This window comes from Scytonema millei VB511283 (assembly GCF_000817735.3).
Classification (GTDB): Bacteria; Cyanobacteriota; Cyanobacteriia; order Cyanobacteriales; family Chroococcidiopsidaceae; genus Chroococcidiopsis; species Chroococcidiopsis millei_B.
Map to the genome: position 1 here is coordinate 225,119 of NZ_JTJC03000004.1, position 20,077 is coordinate 245,195.

The 20,077-nt window shown below is 47.5% G+C and carries 16 protein-coding genes; 14 read left to right on the forward strand and 2 right to left on the reverse strand.

The genetic code is table 11. The annotated features are described in order from the left end of the window. Position 1: 1 nt before the first annotated feature. The 5 genes from QH73_RS16060 (at position 2) to QH73_RS16080 (ending at position 5,925) form a co-directional block, all read left to right on the forward strand. A complete protein-coding gene (locus QH73_RS16060) occupies positions 2 to 754 on the forward strand; it encodes an SDR family oxidoreductase (protein ID WP_039717157.1) in 753 nt (250 codons plus the stop codon). Between the two features lie 67 nt (positions 755 to 821). Beyond that, positions 822 to 3,212: a xanthine dehydrogenase family protein molybdopterin-binding subunit gene (locus QH73_RS16065; RefSeq protein ID WP_039717156.1), complete on the forward strand. Its 2,391-nt coding sequence runs from the start codon at positions 822 to 824 to the stop codon at positions 3,210 to 3,212. Between the two features lie 104 nt (positions 3,213 to 3,316). Then, positions 3,317 to 4,234 (forward strand): FAD binding domain-containing protein, encoded by a 918-nt coding sequence (locus QH73_RS16070; protein ID WP_039717155.1) that lies wholly within the window; start codon positions 3,317 to 3,319, stop codon positions 4,232 to 4,234. A gap of 220 nt (positions 4,235 to 4,454) precedes the next feature. After that, a complete protein-coding gene (locus QH73_RS16075) occupies positions 4,455 to 5,486 on the forward strand; it encodes a glycosyltransferase family 2 protein (protein WP_039717154.1) in 1,032 nt (343 codons plus the stop codon). Between the two features lie 160 nt (positions 5,487 to 5,646). Next, entirely contained in the window at positions 5,647 to 5,925 is a 279-nt protein-coding gene (locus QH73_RS16080) for a hypothetical protein (protein WP_039717153.1), read from the forward strand. A 67-nt stretch (positions 5,926 to 5,992) separates the two neighbouring features. Here the strand turns inward: QH73_RS16080 and QH73_RS16085 are convergent, their stop codons facing one another. Beyond that, positions 5,993 to 7,039, reverse strand: a complete 1,047-nt coding sequence (locus QH73_RS16085; protein ID WP_039717152.1) for an ABC transporter ATP-binding protein — start codon at positions 7,037 to 7,039, stop codon at positions 5,993 to 5,995. A gap of 134 nt (positions 7,040 to 7,173) precedes the next feature. Here QH73_RS16085 and QH73_RS16090 point away from each other — a divergent pair, with 134 nt between their 5' ends. From QH73_RS16090 to QH73_RS16105, 4 genes are all read left to right on the forward strand, one after another. After that, positions 7,174 to 8,847, forward strand: coding sequence for an ABC transporter permease (locus QH73_RS16090; protein WP_039717151.1), 1,674 nt, complete (start codon positions 7,174 to 7,176; stop codon positions 8,845 to 8,847). Positions 8,848 to 9,041: 194 nt separating this feature from the next. After that, entirely contained in the window at positions 9,042 to 10,055 is a 1,014-nt protein-coding gene (locus tag QH73_RS16095; protein ID WP_201278178.1) for a histidine phosphatase family protein, read from the forward strand. Between the two features lie 175 nt (positions 10,056 to 10,230). Then, the gene (locus QH73_RS16100) at positions 10,231 to 10,899 is read left to right on the forward strand and encodes a Fe2+-dependent dioxygenase (RefSeq protein ID WP_039717150.1); all 669 of its coding nucleotides are present in this window, start codon (positions 10,231 to 10,233) and stop codon (positions 10,897 to 10,899) included. A 104-nt stretch (positions 10,900 to 11,003) separates the two neighbouring features. Further along, a complete protein-coding gene (locus QH73_RS16105; RefSeq protein ID WP_039717149.1) occupies positions 11,004 to 12,065 on the forward strand; it encodes a Fe(3+) ABC transporter substrate-binding protein in 1,062 nt (353 codons plus the stop codon). 77 nt (positions 12,066 to 12,142) lie between these two features. Here the strand turns inward: QH73_RS16105 and QH73_RS16110 are convergent, their stop codons facing one another. Beyond that, complete coding sequence (locus QH73_RS16110; protein ID WP_039717148.1) at positions 12,143 to 12,388, reverse strand: hypothetical protein; 246 nt, start codon at positions 12,386 to 12,388, stop codon at positions 12,143 to 12,145. A gap of 302 nt (positions 12,389 to 12,690) precedes the next feature. Between QH73_RS16110 and QH73_RS16115 the strand changes: the two genes are divergently transcribed. From QH73_RS16115 to QH73_RS16135, 5 genes are all read left to right on the forward strand, one after another. After that, positions 12,691 to 13,605 (forward strand): IS982 family transposase, encoded by a 915-nt coding sequence (locus QH73_RS16115; protein ID WP_039711688.1) that lies wholly within the window; start codon positions 12,691 to 12,693, stop codon positions 13,603 to 13,605. 163 nt (positions 13,606 to 13,768) lie between these two features. Continuing rightward, complete coding sequence (locus QH73_RS16120) at positions 13,769 to 15,130, forward strand: AAA-like domain-containing protein (protein ID WP_039717146.1); 1,362 nt, start codon at positions 13,769 to 13,771, stop codon at positions 15,128 to 15,130. Positions 15,131 to 15,134: 4 nt separating this feature from the next. After that, the gene (locus QH73_RS16125; RefSeq protein ID WP_039717145.1) at positions 15,135 to 16,685 is read left to right on the forward strand and encodes an AAA-like domain-containing protein; all 1,551 of its coding nucleotides are present in this window, start codon (positions 15,135 to 15,137) and stop codon (positions 16,683 to 16,685) included. 306 nt (positions 16,686 to 16,991) lie between these two features. Continuing rightward, on the forward strand, positions 16,992 to 18,437 hold the full coding sequence (locus tag QH73_RS16130) for an ABC transporter substrate-binding protein (protein WP_039717144.1): 1,446 nt from the start codon (positions 16,992 to 16,994) through the stop codon (positions 18,435 to 18,437). 64 nt (positions 18,438 to 18,501) lie between these two features. Further along, complete coding sequence (locus QH73_RS16135) at positions 18,502 to 19,965, forward strand: sugar ABC transporter substrate-binding protein (protein WP_052290225.1); 1,464 nt, start codon at positions 18,502 to 18,504, stop codon at positions 19,963 to 19,965. Positions 19,966 to 20,077 lie beyond the last annotated feature (112 nt).

Here is a 20,077-nt window from a genome sequence, read left to right on the forward strand (position 1 = left end):
TATGACAGATCGATTGTATGGAAAAGTTGCCCTTGTCACTGGGGCTTCATCAGGTATTGGTCAGGCAACAGCACTTGCATTTGCACGCGCTGGAGCGAAAGTCGTGGCTGCCAGCCGTCGCGATGCCGAGGGGCAGGAGACCGTGCGCCGCATACAAGAGGCAGGAGGTGAAGCCCTTTTCATCAAGACTGATGTGTCAAAGGCGGCTGAAGTAGAAGCGCTGGTCAACAAAACTATGGATACTTACGGTCGTTTAGACTGCGCTTGTAACAGCGCTGGTGTCATCTCGGCATCCAGTCTACTCACCGATGTGTCAGAAGATGAATGGGATCGTCATATCAACGTAAACCTCAAAGGAACGTGGCTTTGTCTCAAATACGAGATCCCAGCAATGCTCAAACAGAAGAGTGGGGCGATTGTGAACTTGGCTTCTGCCGCTAGTATCGTTGCTTTTGCGGGCTATGCCGCTTACGCTGCGACTAAAGGCGGAATCCTTGCCTTAACGCGATCGGCAGCGATAGAGTATGCCAAGTCTGGTATCCGTATTAATGTCGTGAGTCCTGGTTCCATCAATACCGATATGTTGAACAGCGCCACTGACGATATAGTTTCTCAACTTGCAGCAGCACATCCCGTGGGACGTGTTGGCGAACCAGAGGAGGTAGCGGAAGCTGTGGTGTGGTTGTGTTCAAAAGCAGCTTCCTTCGTCACCGGACACAATATGCTGATCGATGGGGGATATAGCGTCCAGTAAGGTGAGCGAGATAAAACCAAAGGCAATCTCGGCAAAAAATTCAGCACGCTCGTAAAACAGGAGCAGCATGGCTAACAAAATCTTAGGGACATCAGTGAAGCGACGCGAAGACCCAGAACTTCTGCGAGGGGAAGCTAAGTTCACAGCCGACATCACGTTGCCTCATATGCTGCATATGGCAATTTTGCATAGCGATCGCGGTCATGCACTGATCCAAAGTATAGATACTAGTGCCGCAGAGCGAATGCCTGGGGTTGTACGGGTGATTACTGGAGCTGATACTAGTTCCATTATGCCCCTACCGTGCATCATGAATCCTGGTGGCGCAGAATCCCGTTTTCCCTCCTACCCCTACGGACTCCCCGGAGCCCAAACTGTTCTAGCTACAGACAGAGTTCGTTACATCGGTGAATTTGTAGCAGTGGTGGTCGCCTTAACCCGTCAGCAAGCTTATGATGCCCTGCCAGCGATCGAGGTGAAATACGAGCCGTTACCGGCGATCGTCAATGCAGAAGAAGCGCTTCAGCCCGATGCACCTCAACTACACAACACAGTACCCAACAATCTCAACCAGTACATCTCTCACGGAGATAAACAGGCGACGGAGCAGGCGATCGCCAATGCTGAGGTGGTCGTCAAGCAAAGAATCCGCTACCAACGAGTCATCCATAACCCCGTAGAACTTCGCGCTTCCATCGGCGATTACAACCCCGAGACTGGGGAGTACACTCTGTGGACGAATACCCAAATTCCTCATGGAAACCGCTTTCTGCTCTCTCAACTCGTGATGGGTATTCCCTACAACAAGCTGCGTGTCATCGCTCCCCATATTGGCGGTGGCTTTGGTTCCAAAGGTTATCTTTACCCAGATACGGCGCTTGTACTTTTTTTATCTAAGGAGTTAGGTCGCCCTGTCAAGTGGGTTGACACGCGCCGAGGCTTAGCCCGCTCTACAGTGCAAGCTCGCGATCAAATCCAGTATGTAACTATAGCTGGGACAAAAGAAGGTCAAATTACTGCACTTCATTGCACGAACTACGCCAATTTAGGAGCTTACCCAGCTACGAATGGACCAGGCGCTCCTGCAATCCTCACAGGTTGCAGCATTACCGGAGCCTATGCGATCGCGCATCCCTTCTACGAAGTCTACTGTATGTTTACTAACCTTGTTCCCAATGGTCCGGCTCGGGGTGCTGGTCGTGCTGAGGCAATTTTCCTCATTGAGCGCATGGTCGATCTCTTTGCACGGCAGATCGGCATGGACCCGGCTGAAGTCCGTCGTAAAAATATGGTTGCTGCCGATCGCTTTCCCTATAAGAACGGTCTGGGCTGGACTTATGACTCTGGCAACTATGAGGTAGCGCTCGATAAAGCTCTAACGACAATCGATTACAACAACATCGCACAGCGGAAGGCGGAAGCTAGAACGCGCGGCAAACGTCTCGGAGTTGGAATTGGTTCGTATGTCGCGATCGCAGGTGTTGGTCCCTGCCCCCTAATGGCTAGAGATATAGGGTTGAATGGGAGTACTTGGGGAAGCGCCCATATCCGCGTTCATCCAACGGGTGATATCACTCTGATTACTGGGGCGCAACCTCACGGTCAGGGTCAGGTGACATCTTTTTCTCAGATTATCGCTGAGGTGCTTGGTGTTGATTTAGAGCAAATTGAAGTGCTGCACTCCGATACTAAGGGTGCTATCTATGCACAAGGCAGCTATGGTTCGCGCTCCTTCAGCGTGGAAGGAGCGACAGTGTACAAAGCTACCCAAAAGATCGACGCGAAAGCACGTCAAATGGCAGCCCACATCTTCAAAGTGGCAGAGTCAGATGTGGTAGTCGATCGAGGTAAATTTTATGTTAAAGGTGCGCCCGAGCAGTTCAAAACTTTAAAGGAGATTGCACTGGCGCTTTGGTACGCTTGGGATTTACCAGCAGGGATGGAACCTGGTTTGGAAGCGATCGCCTACTTCGATCCACCAGATTTCAATTATCCCTTCGGCACTCACATTGCCCTAGTCGAAATTGACGAACAAACCGCTCAGATTGAAGTCGTTCGTTATGTAGCGGTAGATGACTTCGGAAATGTGGGAAACCCAACGATCGTGGATGGTCAAACGCACGGTAATATCCATTTTGGTATCAGTCAAGCCCTGTTTGAAGAGGCTGTATACGATCGCGACGGACGAATTCTGACGGACGAATTTACGACATACGCGATCGCCAAAGCTTCGCAGTTACCCAAGTTTGAACTCGATCGCACTGTCACACCTACTCCCCATAACCCGCTTGGAGCGAAAGGTGCAGGTGATGTCAGCATTACAGCTGTACCTCCGGCGATCGTCAACGCTATTTGTAACGCCCTTTCCGACTTGGGGGTCACTCACATCGATATGCCTGTAACGCCAGAAAAAGTTTGGCGGATGATGCATGAAACCCCCAGGAATAATGAGTCTTGAGGAGGGCGATCGCGAGATCGTATGGGTTACGGACAGATATTCATCTACTACTCCCACTTGATTTTTTCGACTGACGCAGAACAACTGATAATGGATAAAGTCTCATGATTCCAGGTCAATTTGACTACGCTGCACCTGAAACTCTGGAAGCTGCGGTGAATCTGCTAAAAGAGAACGAGGGAGCAAAGATTCTTGCCGGTGGTCACAGCTTACTGAGAGAAATGAAGCTAGGTCGAGTCTCCCCCTTACTACTAGTAGATCTAGGAAAAATTCAGGGCTTGCAAGGGATTGGACTCAATCGCGATCCGAACGGTGTCGTCCAAATTGGTGTTATGACTACCTATGCCCAAACTGCTAATGCCCTCAAGGTCAAGGAAAACTATCGCGCTCTGGCTGAAGCAGCGTTGAGCATTGGTGATGCCCAGATCCGCAACTGGGGCAGAATTGGTGACATCTTTGCCTATCGTGACCTAGCCTGCGATTTACCTGCCGCTGCTTTGGTTCTAGAAGCAACGTTCAACACGATCGATCCAAGCGGTCATCGTGCGATTCTGGCTGAAGAGTTCATCAACGCCTCTTTCAATTTAGGGCTGGAGCCTGGTGAAATCGTCACTTCGATCGATCTGCCACCCTATGTTACCGGAACTAATAGTGCCTACGAAAAGTTCCAGCACCCAGCCAGTGGCTATACCATTTGTGGCATTGCGACCTTGATTAGGCGATCGTCCAGCGGTATTGTGAGCAAATGCCGTGTGGCTGTTACTGGCGCTCATGCTCATGCTATCCGTCTGCGTCAGGTCGAGGCAGCACTGGAGGGCAAAGCACCGACAACAAAAAACATTGCGGCTGCGGCTAATCTGGCGACAGAAAGCGTGTCCATAAGCCAGGAAGCTAGCCAAGTACTGAATAGCCTTTCTAACAACTACATCTCCACAGAGTATCGCACTCATTTAACGGGTGTGCTTACTGCTCGATCGCTCACTCGCGCTACCGAACGTGTCGAGATTCGCAATTATACTTGATTTGCAACCGAGAAATGCGATCGCAGTCTTTTCACTATTACTTTATCATCTCTAAACCCATTTGCATCTGTAAGCAGAGAAACTAAAGTAGCTGTAGGAAAATGTCTATAAACTAGTGCCTGCAACTTATGTGCTGGGAATACTTGGAGCGGATTTCTCATCTGTCCATTTCACAGCCAGTCGTCCGTTTGTTAATTGATATCATTATGTTTGGGAGGTAATGTTGGAAACGGAATTCAGTAGTTTTGTCACAAATCCGTTAGTTAGTATTCTGATTAATAACTATAATTACGGTCAGTTTTTAGGAGAGGCGATTGACAGCGCCCTTAACCAAACTTATTATAACGTTGAGGTAATTGTCGTTGATGATGGTTCTACTGATAATTCTCCTAACGTGATTGCTGGATACGGCGATCGCATTATTTCAATTTTCAAAAAAAATGGCGGACAAGCTTCTGCTTTTAATGCAGGGTTTCTTGCTAGCAAAGGTGAAATTATTTGCATTTTAGATTCCGATGATGCTTTTGACCGAACGAAGGTAGAAAAAATTGTTGAAATTTTTCAACTAAATTCAGATATTGGTTGGTGCTATCATCCTCTCAAGTTGCTCGACTATAGTAAAAATACGGTTATAAGAAGCGATCCAGATGGCATCTCTAGCCACAAAGTAGACTTTAGACAACAGGTACGGCAAGGAAAATTACCATATTTTGTTCCAGCGACATCAGGACTTTGTTTTCAGCGATCGCTACTTCAACAACTCCTACCAATGCCAGTTGCTCAAAATATCTCCTTAGGAGATCATTACATCAAATTTACAGCTTTAGCATTATCATCTGGATTCTTTCTAAATGAGGACTTAGCCATTCAGAATGTTCATGAAAATAATGCTTTTACCTTAGATTTTTTTCATGGTAATAAGAAACAAGTTGAAGCCAGAATCTTAACTTTAACTGCTTATTGGATGCGAAAGAAATTTCCAGTTATGATTAATTTTGCTAATAAAATTTTTGGCATTGGTCTGGGTATATATTGGCAAACAGGTGGCATTGAGCCAGGGTGTAAGTCCTTTATTGAGGAATACCTGTCTAATACTTCCGCAATAGAAAAGATTGAAATCTATTTGCGGGCATATTATCATGCAAATCCACTTTTTCTAAGCATTCGACGTTTTCGGTTGCTCCGCGATCTGCAACGAGTCAAAACAATCGCAGATACTGGAGAACATTCGACTGTCACCACACCCATCTAACACCGTGGAAGTTCTGAAACAGATTTTTCCTACACTAACGAAGCGATCGTCTAGATTGTCAGTATTCGTTCAATAGTCCCGAAAACACTACTCTTTTGGTGGATGAGCGTTGAGCTACTGCCTACAGTACACTCAAAAATCATACCTACATTTCACCGATATGGAAGACACTTTGTTCAACCGTACTTTTCGGGACAGCCAGGGCGAGATTGTTCTGGCTCAAAAGCCCAATCTGCCGATTCTGGTCTGGCTAGCAGCAACTTTACTCAATTTGATTCCCACGACTGGCAACATCCACACAGGGCTAGACGCACTCGCCTTTGGCTCCTTGTTCACTTGGGCGTGGCTGGAACTGTTCCAAGGTGTTAACTACTTCCGGCGGGCGTTAGGATTTATCGTGCTAATAGGCGCGCTCGCCTCTAGACTTCCCTGGTCGTAACGGGTTCATCATTCCAAAACTGTAATGCCTATTGCATTCCTTAAAGGAGTTGACAAGGGGTGTGAGTTTAGGTTGTAGGATAAAGCTGTAACTTTTGGGTGGCGATCTCTAGCTGCACTGGAGTGTTAACCGCTAAATAAGTGTTTGTAGGAGTCCGCGCCACGATTTCACGACCGCTAGGCGTATGGAGGACGTAGCGATATTCGCGTCCGAGGAACTGGCGATCGCGAATTAAAATTTGACTGGTAGGAACGGGGGTGAGAACGATCTCTTCTTGGCGCACCATCAGATCGACTGCATCCTGCCGATCGCGATCGCCAGTTAGGGAAACAGGGATAGTGCCGATTTCTGTCTGCCACACATCACCTCGTCGCTGAGCTGGAATCAGATTGGCTTGGGTGACAAACTCGGCAACAAACCGCGATGCTGGTTGCTGATATAGGTACTCTGGCGTATCAATTTGCTCCAGATAACCATTGCACATGACTGCAACCCGATCGGCGATTGATAGCGCTTCTTCGCGATCGTGCGTGACCAGTATTGCTGATACACCCGCAGCTTTAAGGATCGCCCGCAACTCGTGCCGCAACCGCAATCGCACTTGTGCATCCAGATTGCTCAGCGGTTCGTCAAGCAAAATTAGCGCCGGACGCGGAGCAATGGCACGAGCGAGAGCAACACGCTGCTGTTGTCCCCCAGAGAGTTGGTGAGGATAGCGGTTTTCCATGCCAGTCAGATTGACTAAGGCGAGTGCATCTTTCACCTGCTTCGTAATTTTAGAGGAGCGATCTAAGCCAAATGCAATATTTTGACTCACCGTGAGATGCGGGAACAAGGCGTAGTCTTGAAACACCATCCCCACATTCCGCTGTTCTGGGGGCAACCAATGCCCGTCGCCCGATACCCGCCGCTGGGCAATGTCAATCGTGCCGTTCTGGGGCTGTTCAAATCCAGCAATTAACCGCAGGAGCGTAGTTTTACCACAACCAGAAGGACCGAGCAGCGCTAGTAAATCGCCTGCTGGCAACGATAGGGAAACCCCACAGACGGCGGGTTGACTTCGGCGGGAAAATTGTCGAGTGACCTGATGCAGACAGAGAAGGGGAGAGGGCATGAAACCAGAAAAGCCAGTATATAAACTTAGACTTGCCTTTATAGTGTAATGGAGTCCTGCAATATATTCTCATCAAGAATTTCATCTTGCTGGACAAATTGTTTCTGATTATCTTTTTGCTTCATTGTGTCCCTATGCCTACGCTCGACTCTCATCGCATTTTCAAACGTTCCTGGAATAGCTGGACGTTCTTGGTTATAGCGATCGCCTTACTGATTCTCGCTCCGATTGGAGTCGTACTCAGTAGTGTCTTGACTAACTCCGGCACGGTATGGAATCACCTTCTAGCCACAGTGCTGCCGGACTACATTAGTAGTTCTCTGTGGTTAATGCTGGGAGTTGGACTGTGTACGGTGGCGATTGGCGTAGGCACGGCATGGTTGGTGACAATGTGCCGATTTCCCGGACAGCGGCTATTAGAATGGGCGCTACTGCTACCATTAGCCGCTCCAGCTTACGTGTTGGCATACGTGTATACCGAGTTGTTAGAGTTTTACGGTCCGGTGCAGTTGGCACTGCGAGACATGTTTGGCTGGACGAGCGTGAATGACTACTGGTTTCCTACCGTTCGATCGCTTGGTGGCGCGATCGCCATTATCAGTCTCGTGCTGTATCCCTACGTTTACTTACTCAGCCGCGTGGCATTTTTAGAGCAGTCAGTTTGTACGCTAGAAGCAAGTCGGTTACTGGGATGCAATCCGTGGCGCAGCTTCACGCGAGTTGCATTGCCGCTGGCTAGACCAGCAATTGTCGCAGGAGTATCGCTGGTGCTGATGGAAACGCTGAATGATTTTGGTACGGTGCAATATTTTGCCGTGAATACATTTAGTGTTGGGATTTACCGCACCTGGTTTGGTATGGGCGATCGAATTGCTGCCTCGCAGCTATCGGCGTTGTTATTGGTGTTTGTGCTGTTACTAATCGGGCTGGAGCGCTGGTCTCGGCAGCAAACGCGCTATCACCACACGGGACGCTATCAGCGATTGTCTGCGTTTAAGTTACGGGGATGGCGAGCGATCGCTGCTGTCATCGTTTGTGGACTGCCGATCGCGCTGGGTTTTTTGATTCCTGCCGGACGCTTGCTGTACATGGCAACTAGCGATATTACCCACAACTTTAGCCAACGCTTTTGGGAGCTTTCTCGCCATAGTCTGATCCTAGCGGCAGTAACGGCAATAGTGGCAGTCGTCGTGTCGCCAATCCTGGCTTACGGTTTGCGGCTGAGTTCTAATTGGGGTATGCAGGTAGCGGTCAGAACGGCAACGGTGGGCTATGCAATTCCTGGCGCGGTGATTGCCGTGGGCGTGCTGTTTCCAATTGGGGCGATCGATAATGCTATAGATGCTGGGATGCAATCGACTTTCGGCATTTCTACCGGCTTGTTGCTCAGTGGCACAATTACAACGCTGGTATTTGCCTATTTGGTGCGCTTCTTGGCGGTGTCGTATAACACGGTTGAATCCAGCCTCAGCCGTATTAAACCCAACCTGGATGACGCGGCGCGATCGCTCGGCTGTGGCACGACCCGCACTCTGGTGCAGATTCACGCACCGTTAATGAGTGGCGGCTTGCTAACGGCAGCAATTTTAGTTTTTGTCGATGTGATGAAAGAATTGCCTGCGACACTCATCGTTCGTCCGTTTAACTTTGATACGCTGGCAGTGGAGGTATATCGGCTAGCAGCAGACGAGCGTTTGGCAGAGGCGGCTGCACCCGCATTGGCGATTGTCGCTGTTGGTATTATTCCTGTGATTGCTTTAAGTCGGCAGATTACCCGTACCAGACCGGAGGAAATTGACTACAGGTAGTTCTTTTGACACGAGATCGTGGTATATTCCTGTCTAATGCAAAAACTTATCATTAGCAGGCTATCTGCGATCGAAAAGGCGTTTTGTTAAACGCCAAGTCTTGACTGAATCTTGTCTTGACTAGATAGTGCTGAATCGATTTTCGAGTAGCACGTAGTTCCCTGGTCTTAGTTAATTAATGTGGTTAGTGAGTTATGAACTTAGGTAAGGTAAAAATCTGGGTAGGTGTGGGCGCTTACGTTCTTTCAGGCGCGGCTGCGATCGCAGGGTCAGATCGCGCCGCAGAAGCAGCTGCGGAAAGGGCGATCGAAATACCCGATCGCGCTTCAGTGATGAAGATAGCCCAAGGTGGCGAAGGTGGTGAAGGCGGTGAAGGTGGTAGCCCCGCCAAGCCTTCTACTACTACCCCTAACCAGGGCGGTGAAGGCGGTGAAGGTGGTAGCCCCGCCAAGCCTTCTACTACTACCCCTAGCCAAGGTGGTGAAGGTGGTGAAGGTGGTGAAGGTGGTGAAGGTGGTGAAGGTGGTAGCCCCGCTAAGCCCCCCACCACCTTTACTCCCAGGCAGGGTGGTGAAGGTGGTAGTCCCGCCAAGCCTTCTACTACTACCCCTAGCCAGGGTGGTGAAGGCGGTGAAGGCGGTGAAGCAGGAACATCATTCAAGGATAAGCTCAGTGGTAAGCAACTGTTAAATGCCTTGCAGAATGGTGGATATGTCATTTACTTCCGACATGCCCAAACTGAAAAGGATTATGCCGACCAAGTCTCTGCAAAAATGGGAGATTGTTCGACTCAGCGAATGCTAAGTGAAGTTGGCTGGCAGCAGTCACGGACGATCGGTCAAGCTTTTGAAGCGTTGAAGATTCCTGTGGGTCAAGTTTACTCTAGCGAGTATTGTCGTGCTTGGCAGACAGCAGATATTGCGTTTGGTCGCACTGAAAAGAGAGCAGCCTTAAATTTTCCACCTGCTGAAGATTACACCGAAGCCCAGAAAGCCCAAATGCGGAATGCGGTGATGCCATTCCTCACGACTACGCCTGCTGACGGAAGCAATACGGTAGTTGTGGGTCACGACGACGTGTTTGATGCGGCAACAGGAATTTATCCAGAGCCTCAAGGCGTTGCATACATTGTGAAGCCAGATGGCAAGGGGAAGTTTGAGATCGTCGCTAATATGTTGCCTGAAGAATGGGCAAAAATGACACAGTAAATCAGTTATCAGTTATCAGTTATTAGGGAAATTGGTAATTGGTAATTGGTTGTTGGTTGACAGTTGACAATTATCAGGGAGCAGGGGTCGAGAGTTGGGAAATTTTGAATTTTGAATTGCTCGCCTTATCTCCCTTATCCTTTCCCTAACTCCTTCTTACAGCATTGCGATCGCCATGATTCTGTGTATTGGCAATATTCTTAACCTTACAGAGCTAGAAACGACGATCGCCAAGCTGGAGATGGCTGAGTTTGTGGACGGTAAAGCTACAGCTGGCTGGCACGCTCGTCAGGTCAAACACAATACCCAACTGCCTCAGAGTTCGCCCGCACTGGCAAGCGTGCGAAATATCATTGATGCAGCTTTACAGCGGCACGCCTTATTCCAAATGGCGGTGCGTCCCTATATTGTTCGTCCGGTAACTATCAGTCGCTACGAGATCGGCATGTCTTACGGCACTCATGTTGATAATGCCCTGATGTACGATCCTCTAATGAGATCGGATGTATCGATGACATTATTTCTCAGCAATCCTACCACTTACGAAGGGGGAGAACTGATAATAGAGAGTACCCAGGGAGAGGTAGCATTTAAGTTGCCTGCGGGATCGGCGATCGTTTATCCTTCATCCACGTTGCACCGCGTGGAAACCGTGACTCAAGGCGTGCGCCTAGCAGCAGTCACTTGGATTCAAAGTTTGGTACGCGATCCTCAACAGCGAGAAATTTTGTTCGATCTCGATACGGCACGTCAAACGCTGTTTGAAGCCTCCGGCAAAACGCCTGTATTCGATTTAATTTCGAAAAGCCATGCCAATCTCTTACGCCAGTGGACGGAGTTTTGAGCTAATGCAAAACTTTTTTAAAAGTCTGTGCCTATTAATGACATTATTATTATTAAATCAAAATATCAAAATTGCGATCGCGAGAACGTAAGCTAGAAGGATTTATGAGCAAGATGACTCGTCGCACCTTTTTGGGTGCTAGTGCTGGTGCTGCTGCGGCAACTGTAACGATGGGGACGTGGGGGCTGGGAGTGTCAGCCCAAACAGGGGGCAATCGAGTAGTCAATCTTTATTCAGCGCGTCACTATGATGCAGATAGTGAAATCTATCAAGCCTTTGCAGATGCTACGGGAATTCAAGTGAACCTGATTGAAGGCGAAGCCGATCCTCTGATCGAGCGGATTAGAAGTGAAGGAGCCAATAGTCCAGCAGACGTTTTGGTGACAGTCGATGCAGGGCGTTTGTGGCGGGCAGAACAAGCAGGGCTGTTTCAACCTGCCAAATCAGCGCTCTTGACTAAAGCTATTCCCAAGAACCTGCGTCATCCTGATGGTCTGTGGTTCGGCTTCTCGAAGCGGGCGCGGGTGATTATGTATGACAAAACTAAGGTAAAACCAGCAGACCTGTCCACATACGAAGACTTGACCAACCCGAAATGGCGCGGTCAGATTTTAGTGCGACCGTCCAATAATGTTTACAACCAATCCTTAGTCGGTTCGATTTTAGCGGCTAATGGCGAGTCTAAAACGGAGGCTTGGGTACGGGGGCTAGTCGCAAACTTTGCTCGTCCAGCCCAGGGGAATGATGTCGGACAAATTCAAGCCTGCGCTGCTGGGGTGGGAAGCTTAGCAATTTGCAATACCTATTACCTAGCACGAATTGCAGCTTCCGATAAACCTGCCGATCGCGCCATTGCTGAAAAAATTGGCGTGTTTTTCCCCAACCAAAAGGGTCGTGGTACTCACGTCAATATTAGCGGTGGTGGATTGGTCAAGACCTCTCCCAATAAAGAAAACGCAATTAAATTCCTCGAATTTCTGGCAGGTTCTCGCGCCCAGGAAATTTTTGCCAAGAGCAATCACGAATATCCAGTCGTAGCCGGTGTTGCAGTCGATCCGATTTTGGCAAGCTACGGGAAATTTAAGGAAGATTCGCTCAATGCGGCTGTGTTTGGTCGCAATGGTGCAACAGCCTTGCAAATTATGGATCGAGCTGGGTGGAAATAACGCGGGTAGCTTTGTAGGGACGCACAGCTGTGCGTCCCTACAGATCGTCTGTTTTACCAATGGCAAACCGCTACCAATCAGTCTGTACAAAAAGAAATCTGCTTGTCGTTAACCGAAACAATTTTATCCAATCGAATTTCTGTACCATCATTCATCTTCAGAAAATCAGCTTGGTTTGCAGCATAAACATCCACAATGAGACCTTGAATCTCAACTAATTTACCAGCTGCATGACGATATACAATCCGACATGATTGACGCAGGGTTGCTAATGCTTCTAGCTCATCGTGAAAACCGCAATCAACAAGAATATATTTGTCCACGATCCTTTGGTTGTATGGCGTACGGGTTAAAAACTTGAGTGTTATCTAGTTTCTAACAACATAGACAAGTATGTCACGCCGCTAGTTTGCTCGATGTTATCCGAACTGGGACAACTACAAGTCTCTCTATCCCTCTGCAGATGCGTTAGGGATTGCTTTTCGCATGATAATGACCCGTTTACGTCGCTACTGAAATTCTTCATAGCGGTTTTCAATTGGGTAAACGTGAGTTCGACGGTGGGAGATGAGCCAAAAAGAAAAAAGAGACCTATGCTCAAAATACACAGCGCTCGGCCTCAGTTATGAATAGCACCATTGTATCTCGCCTAGATGTGACGCAAATTTTTTGTGAGGTAGACGACTTCTATCAAACCTTTGAACGACATTGGCAGCAACAGATGCTATTGACGGCAAGTTGTGGAGAACGCTTGTGTCGCTCTCGTTTAAGTCTGAGTGAGGTGATGACGATAGTAATTGCTTTTCATGGCTCGGGATATCGTACTTTTAAAGAATTCTACACGCTACAAGTCCTACCAGGCTGGCGTCAAGCTTTTCCTCATCTAGTCAGCTATACTCGTTTTGTCGAATTGATGCCTTGGTCGTTGATGCTGTTATGCTGCTTTGTACAGACCCGTAAGGGAGAAGTCACTGGCATTTCATTCATTGATTCAACTCCGATTGAGGTGTGTCATCCAAAACGTTCTAGAAGCCATCGTGTGTTTGAAGGCATGGTGGGTTGGAGCAAAAATTCGGTCGGGTGGCACTATGGGTTTAAGCTGCACCTAATTATCAATGACCGAGGCGAGTTGCTAGCTTTTAAGCTGACCCCTGGCAATGTAGATGACCGCAAGCCTGTGCCGGACTTAACCCAAGACCTAATTGGTAAGCTATTTGGCGATCGTGGTTATATATCTCAGGAATTGTTTGAGCAACTCTATCAGCAAGGCTTGGAGTTAATTACACGGCGTAAGAAGAAGATGAAGCAACAGTTGGTCAAGTTGATCGACAAAATTCTCTTACGTAAGCGAGCCTTAATTGAAACAGTTTATGACCAACTGAAGAACATTTCTCAAATCGAGCATTCCCGACATAGAAGCATCTGGAATTTCCTGGTCAACTTGTTAGCTGGATTAACAGCTTATACTTATTTGCCCCGAAAACCTTCTCTCGATTTAGAACCCAAAGGCTTACCTGCTCTTCCTCCTGCTGTCTTTTAACCCCGTCGAACTCACGTTGGGTAAAATACACGTCCGTAGGGGCGCAAGCCGCGCGCCCCTACCCGTATCACGCACACAATCGAAAATTGCTATAACCAACGGATTTCAACATTTCTGGTAATCTCAGATATAAGTAAAGCAGCAGGGTCAGTGTAGTATCGGTATGAACTTTGACCAAGCACTTGAAATAACCAACAAAGTTGTGTTTGCCCAGTGGGGCAGGCATCTGAGTGACGTAGAAACTGCTATTCTCATGGGTGCTTGGCAAAGTCAGACCTACGAGCAGACGGCTGAGACTGCGGGTTATTCTGTCAGTTACTTGACGCGCGATGTCGGTCCCAAATTCTGGAAGCTCTTGAGCAAAGCTTTAGGAGAAAATGTCAGTAAAACTAACTTTCGCGCCGCCTTAGAGCGTCAGTGGCGCGAGTCGATGCATGAATCTCAAGGGCAAAAAGAGAGGGAGATGCAAAGTGCATCTGTTAGCCCCAAGCCTGACTTTTTAGAATTTCCTGGCGGACCAGTACCGCTTGATTCCCTATTTTACATCGAGCGTCCGCCGATTGAAGCACTTGCCTATACCCAAATTAGCAAACCTGGGAGCCTACTGCGACTTAAAGCTCCCAGGCAGATGGGAAAAACATCCCTAATGCATAGAATTTTGGCTCATGCCAAACAGCAGGGGTTTCACACCGTGCTGTTAAGCTTGCAGCGAGCAGACAGTAGTATTTTCACGTCCTTGGATAAATTCTTACGCTGGTTGTGTGCGAATGTTAGCCGTCAGTTGAATTTAGAGTCGAGGCTGGATGATTATTGGGATGAGGATATTGGCAGTAAAGTCAGCTGCTCGTTATATTTCCAAGAATTTTTACTGGCAGAAATTGACTCTCCAATGGTTTTGGCTTTGGATGAAGTCAATCGGATTTTCGAGTATCCTGAAATCTCTAGCGATTTTCTGCCACTGCTGCGCTCCTGGTATGAAGATGCTTCGGAATTGGAGATTTGGAAAAAACTCCGACTGGTGGTAGTTCATGCTACGGAAGCTTATATCCCTCTAGATATCAATCAATCTCCTTTTAACGTGGGATTACCAATTAAATTACCAGAATTTAGTTTGGAGCAAGCGCAGGAGCTGGCAGTACGTCATCGTCTGGATTGGAGTAAGAGCGAGGAGGGGGTGAAAAATCTAGCTCTCTTGCTAGCAATGGTGGGGGGACATCCCTATCTGATCCGCATTGCGCTTTATCATTTGGCACGCCAGGAGGTGAGCCTAAACCAACTTCTACAAACTGCTCCTACAGTTTCTGGAGTCTATAGCGATCGCTTGCGGGGTTATCTTGCTAATCTCCAAGAGCATCCCGAACTAGCAACAGCATTCAAGCGAGTCGTCACATCTACTGAACCCGTGCAATTAGAAGCGATCGCTGCCTATAAATTAGAAAGTATGGGACTAGTCAAGCTGGAGGGAAATTTGGCAACGCCAAGCTGTGAGTTGTATCGATTGTATTTCCGCGAGCAATTAGGCTAAGCCTATGAACGTATACGAATATCAAGTTGGTGGCAGTCTCAAAATGGATGCTCCTAGCTACGTGGAGCGACAGGCTGACGCTGAACTGTATCAGGCATTGCTTAGAGGTGAGTTTTGTTATGTTTTTAGCTCCCGGCAAATGGGCAAATCTAGCCTGCGGCTGAGAACTCGGCATCGTTTAGAAGCAGGAGGTTTCAGATGTGCCTCGATCGACATGACACGGATCGGCAGCGAAAATATTACTCCGGCTCAGTGGTACAAGGGTGTGATGGTCGATCTGTTAAGAGGCTTCAATCTCTTTGGCAAAATCAATTTCAAAGCTTGGTGGCAAGAACGAGAAGATTTATCTCTCCTCCAGCGATTCAGCCAATTTATCGAAGACATTTTGTTAGTCCAAATTAACAGCGAGAAAATCTTTATTTTTGTTGATGAAATTGATAGCGTTCTCGGACTTAATTTTCCTACTGAAGATTTTTTTGCCTTGATTCGAGCTTGTTACAACCAGCGAGCGGAGAATCCAGAATATAACCGCCTGACTTGGGCGCTATTTGGGGTAGCAACGCCTTCAGATTTAATTGCCGATCGCCATCGAACTCCATTCAATATCGGTAAATCTATCGACTTGCATGGCTTCGATCTATCAGAAGTCCAGCCGCTAGCAGCTGGGTTAGAGGATAAGGTAGCTAATCCGATATCTGTACTCAAAGATATCTTGGCTTGGACAGACGGACAACCATTTCTGACTCAGAAACTTTGTCAAATTGCGATTCAGGAAAGGATGAGTGGGAGTCAAGATTTACAGGAATTTACAAGTCTAGAAGGCGAAGATCGATTCAAGCTAGATTACCATCTACCGATCGTAAATTATCATCTGATCCGTTTTTATTACCAATTCCCGCCATTAATCTTAGAAAAGCTGGTCAGAATGCACATTATTGAAAACTGGGAAGCGAAGGACGAGCCAGAGCATTTGAAGACGATCCGCGATCGCTTGCTGCGAAACGAACAGCGTGCTAGTGCTTTGCTAGGTATCTATCAGCAAATTTTACAAGGAGTTGAAATCCCCGTAGATGACTCTCAAGAGCAAATTGAGTTGTTGTTATCGGGTTTGGTCGTCAAGCACCAAGGACAATTGCAAGTCAAAAACCGCATCTATCGAGAAGTATTTAATCAAGCTTGGGTAGAAAAACAATTGGCGAAACTGCGCCCCTACTCCCAGGCGTTAGATGCTTGGTTAATCTCACAAAGACGCGACTCTTCGCGGTTGTTGCGCGGGCAAGCCTTAGTCGAGGCTCAAGCTTGGTCGCAGGGTAAAAGTTTGAGCGAATTGGATTATCAGTTTTTAGCAGCAAGCCAAGAATGCGATCGCCGAGAAGTCGAGACGCGATTGGAAGCAGAACGAACTCAAGAAATAGCAGCGCGATTGCTGCAAGAGCGAAAAGCTGCCAAATTCCAAAAGTTATTTTTAGGCACTTTATGTTTGGTCTTGGCGATCGCTTTAGGATTGGGGGTAGCAACTTTCTTTCAGTCCCATTGGTGCGCGGTGGCAATATGAGTGAGGGCGATCGCCATCTGTGCGATCGCCACCGTCGTTACAAAAATTCGCTCAAACATGAGCTGTCTGGTTGTAAATAGTTATTATAGCAATCCTAAATGATTCGTAAATTTTGGGTATTGTTTGTTGACGGTTGACGGCTGACAGTTAACTGTTAACTGTTAACTGGCAACCACCATAACGATAAGTTTATAACTCAAGTAGGACTGCTATATTGCTAGTTTTTATGGTTCTCTTAACAAAAAATCTATAAATTTCGACCTGATTTTTTAGCATTTGATATTTTTTTACTTGAGTCGTAGTTTAATGCCTCACAATTTCATAGAACTGATTAATTGGGTACGGACTTGGCGATCGCAGCGCACGACCTTTCGCTGGCGATACCCATTCATAACGATCGCGATCGCGATCGTGGCGATCGCCTGCACTAACAACTCTGAAACAAACCTATCCTCAGTCAACCAGTCTTCAAATGAAAGTCAAGTCTTGAAAGTCTGGTGGGATAAAGGCTATACCTTGGAAGAAGATGAAGCGTTGCAACAACTTGTGAGCCGCTGGGAGCAACAAACTGGCAACAAAGTCAAGCTTTCTTTCTATAACAATGACGAACTCTCGCAAAAAGCTCAAAGGGCAATTCAGGCGGGAAGTCCGCCCGATATCTTAATGAATGATAATGCCGATCGGGTGCTGAATCCGCGTCTGGCTTGGGAAGGCAAATTAGCAGATGTTTCAGATGCGATCGCACCAGTGAAGCAGTTTTATTCCGACACCGTATTAGCCAGTGTTTATTTTTATAACAACCGCAAAAAACAGCGCAGCTATTATGCAATCCCCATTCATCAGGGGATACCTCATATTTTTTACTGGCGAGATTTACTCAAGTTAGCAGGACGGAGCGAGCAGGATATTCCCCAAGATTGGGATGGCTTCTGGAAGTTTTGGAAACAAATGCAGGAGACTCTACAAACCCAACACAATCAGAAGATTTATGGAATTGGCTTTCCGCTCTCAGCTGGAGTTGTAGATACCTATGAAATTTTTGAGCAAATTTTAGAAGCCTATGACGTTCAAATTCTAGATGCTCAAGGTCAACTGCGCGTTGACGATCCCCAAGTCCGCCAAGGCATTATCAAATGTATAGATTGGTACACTCAATTTTACAAACAGGGCTACGTGCCACCAGCGGCAATCAACTGGCTGAACCCAGACAATAATCGCAGCTTGCTCAATCGCCAGATCGTTATGACTCCCAACAACTCCCTCTCGATTCCTGCTGCTGTGCGCCAACAACCAGACGTTTACCGCTATAAACTCGGTACAATCGGGTATCCTAATAAACCCAGCGGTAAGCCGATGCGTTATTTAGCTCTAGTTAAGCAAGCGGTTGTCCTCGCCGACTCTAAAAACCAGAAGTTAGCTAAGGACTTTCTCGCTTATTTAATCCAACCGCAGATAATCGGAAGTTTTCTCAAGGCTGCGGGAGGGCGTTTTTTGCCAGTCCATAAACTCGTCTGGAAAGACGCATATTGGACAGACAAGAGCGATCCTCACATCTCCACTGCTGCCCAGCCAGTCATGCAGGAACAAACGCGCCTGATTTCTACTGCCCAAAACCCTGCCTATAGCCTAGTTCTCAAGGAGAGTGTTTGGAGTAAGGCTGTGAATAAAGTCGTTGTCAATGACGTTGCTCCCGAACAAGCAGCAGATGAAGCGATCGCCCAAATTAAGCAAATTTTCGCTCAATGGCAGTGAAGAAACAGTTATCAGTTATCAGTTATCAGTTATCAGTTCTGACTTACGACTTACGACTTAAACCGTGACTAGTTCTGACTTACGACTTACGACTTACGACTTACGACTTAAACATCGCGATCGCTTGAGATTGAGCCATCGCTACAAATTTCTAGCATTATTTCTCAGCCTTACAGTTGTTGCTTGTACTCAAAACTCTGAAGTAGAAAACTCGAAAATCAGTGTATCTTCAGCTAGCGGTTCCTCTACTGAGAGTAGAGCGTTAAATATTTGGTGGGATAAAGGCTTTACCCTAGAAGAAGACGAAGCACTACAACGAGCTGCGAGCCGTTGGGAGCAACAAACTGGTAACAAAGTCAAGCTGTCTTTCTATCCCACCGACGAGCTACTACAGAAGGCAGAAAGGGCAATTAGGGCAGGCAAGCCACCCGATCTCTTAATGAGTCACCGTGCTGGGGAGGAACTAAATCCGCGTCTGGCTTGGGAGGGCAAACTAGCAGATGTCTCAGAGGCGATCGCACCAGTTAAGCAGCTGTATCCCAATTCGGTACTACAAGCTGTTAATTTTTATAACAACGCAGCTAAAAAGCGAAGTTACTATGCAGTACCAATCTATCAGGCAACTATTCACATCTTCTACTGGCGGGACTTGCTAGAGCAAGTGGGTCGGCGCGAACGGGATATTCCTAAAGATTGGGATGGCTTTTGGGATTTTTGGTCGCAAGTACAGCGCGATCTGCGAGCAAAGCAAAAGCGGCAGATTTACGGCTTAGGCTTTCCTTTCTCGATGGGAGCTGTAGAAACCTACTTCTTTTTTGAACAGATTTTAGAAGCCTACGATGTCCAGATTCTCAACTCCCAAGGTCAACTGCGCGTAGACGATCCCGAAGTCCGTCAAGGCATCGTTAAATGCTTAGAGTGGTATGCCAAATTTTACCGTCAGGGCTACGTGCCACCAGATGCAACTAACTGGTCAAACCCAGATAACAATCGCAGCTTGCTCAACCGCATTGTGCTGACAACACCCAATTTGACGCTTTCAATTGCTGCTGCCGTGCGTCAAAATCCGAATGTCTACCGTTATCAGCTAGGTACGATCGAGTTTCCCAATAAACCTAGTGGCAAGCCAATGCGTCTGTTGGTTACACTGAGGCAGGCTGTTGTATTTAACCAGTCCCAGCACCAGAAATTAGCCAAGGACTTTCTGGCTTATTTAATCCGACCAGAGGTAACTGGAGCATATTTCAAAGCTGCGGGAGGACGTTTTTTGCCAGTCAATCGGCAAGTTTGGCAAGATCCTTTCTGGACAGATCCAACCGACCCCCACATCTCAACTGCCATGAAGCAACTAACTCAGGGTCAAACGCGATCGTTTTATCACGTCCAAAATCCCGCTTATAGCCTAGTTGTGGCGGAGAATCTTTGGGGCAAAGCTCTCAATCGCATAGTTGTAGATCGCATATCTCCAGAGCAAGCAGCGGATGAAGCGATCGCGCGGATGAAGCAAATTTTCGCTCAATGGCAGTGAATCAACAGTTATCAGTTATCAGTGGCTAGTGACTAGTGACTAGTGACTAGAAAAAGAGTCGAGCCACTAGCCACCAGCCACTAGCCACTTCCCAACTACCAACCACCAACTA

What these genes read in the sequence shown, in the direction of transcription:
- QH73_RS16060 (WP_039717157.1), top strand. Translation starts at nt 2, where the DNA reads ATGACAGATCGATTGTATGGAAAAGTTGCCCTTGTCACTGGGGCTTCA.
- QH73_RS16065 (WP_039717156.1), top strand. Translation starts at nt 822, where the DNA reads ATGGCTAACAAAATCTTAGGGACATCAGTGAAGCGACGCGAAGACCCA.
- QH73_RS16070 (WP_039717155.1), top strand. Translation starts at nt 3,317, where the DNA reads ATGATTCCAGGTCAATTTGACTACGCTGCACCTGAAACTCTGGAAGCT.
- QH73_RS16075 (WP_039717154.1), top strand. Translation starts at nt 4,455, where the DNA reads ATGTTGGAAACGGAATTCAGTAGTTTTGTCACAAATCCGTTAGTTAGT.
- QH73_RS16080 (WP_039717153.1), top strand. Translation starts at nt 5,647, where the DNA reads ATGGAAGACACTTTGTTCAACCGTACTTTTCGGGACAGCCAGGGCGAG.
- QH73_RS16085 (WP_039717152.1), bottom strand. Translation starts at nt 7,039, where the DNA reads ATGCCCTCTCCCCTTCTCTGTCTGCATCAGGTCACTCGACAATTTTCC.
- QH73_RS16090 (WP_039717151.1), top strand. Translation starts at nt 7,174, where the DNA reads ATGCCTACGCTCGACTCTCATCGCATTTTCAAACGTTCCTGGAATAGC.
- QH73_RS16095 (WP_201278178.1), top strand. Translation starts at nt 9,042, where the DNA reads ATGAACTTAGGTAAGGTAAAAATCTGGGTAGGTGTGGGCGCTTACGTT.
- QH73_RS16100 (WP_039717150.1), top strand. Translation starts at nt 10,231, where the DNA reads ATGATTCTGTGTATTGGCAATATTCTTAACCTTACAGAGCTAGAAACG.
- QH73_RS16105 (WP_039717149.1), top strand. Translation starts at nt 11,004, where the DNA reads ATGAGCAAGATGACTCGTCGCACCTTTTTGGGTGCTAGTGCTGGTGCT.
- QH73_RS16115 (WP_039711688.1), top strand. Translation starts at nt 12,691, where the DNA reads ATGAATAGCACCATTGTATCTCGCCTAGATGTGACGCAAATTTTTTGT.
- QH73_RS16120 (WP_039717146.1), top strand. Translation starts at nt 13,769, where the DNA reads ATGAACTTTGACCAAGCACTTGAAATAACCAACAAAGTTGTGTTTGCC.
- QH73_RS16125 (WP_039717145.1), top strand. Translation starts at nt 15,135, where the DNA reads ATGAACGTATACGAATATCAAGTTGGTGGCAGTCTCAAAATGGATGCT.
- QH73_RS16130 (WP_039717144.1), top strand. Translation starts at nt 16,992, where the DNA reads ATGCCTCACAATTTCATAGAACTGATTAATTGGGTACGGACTTGGCGA.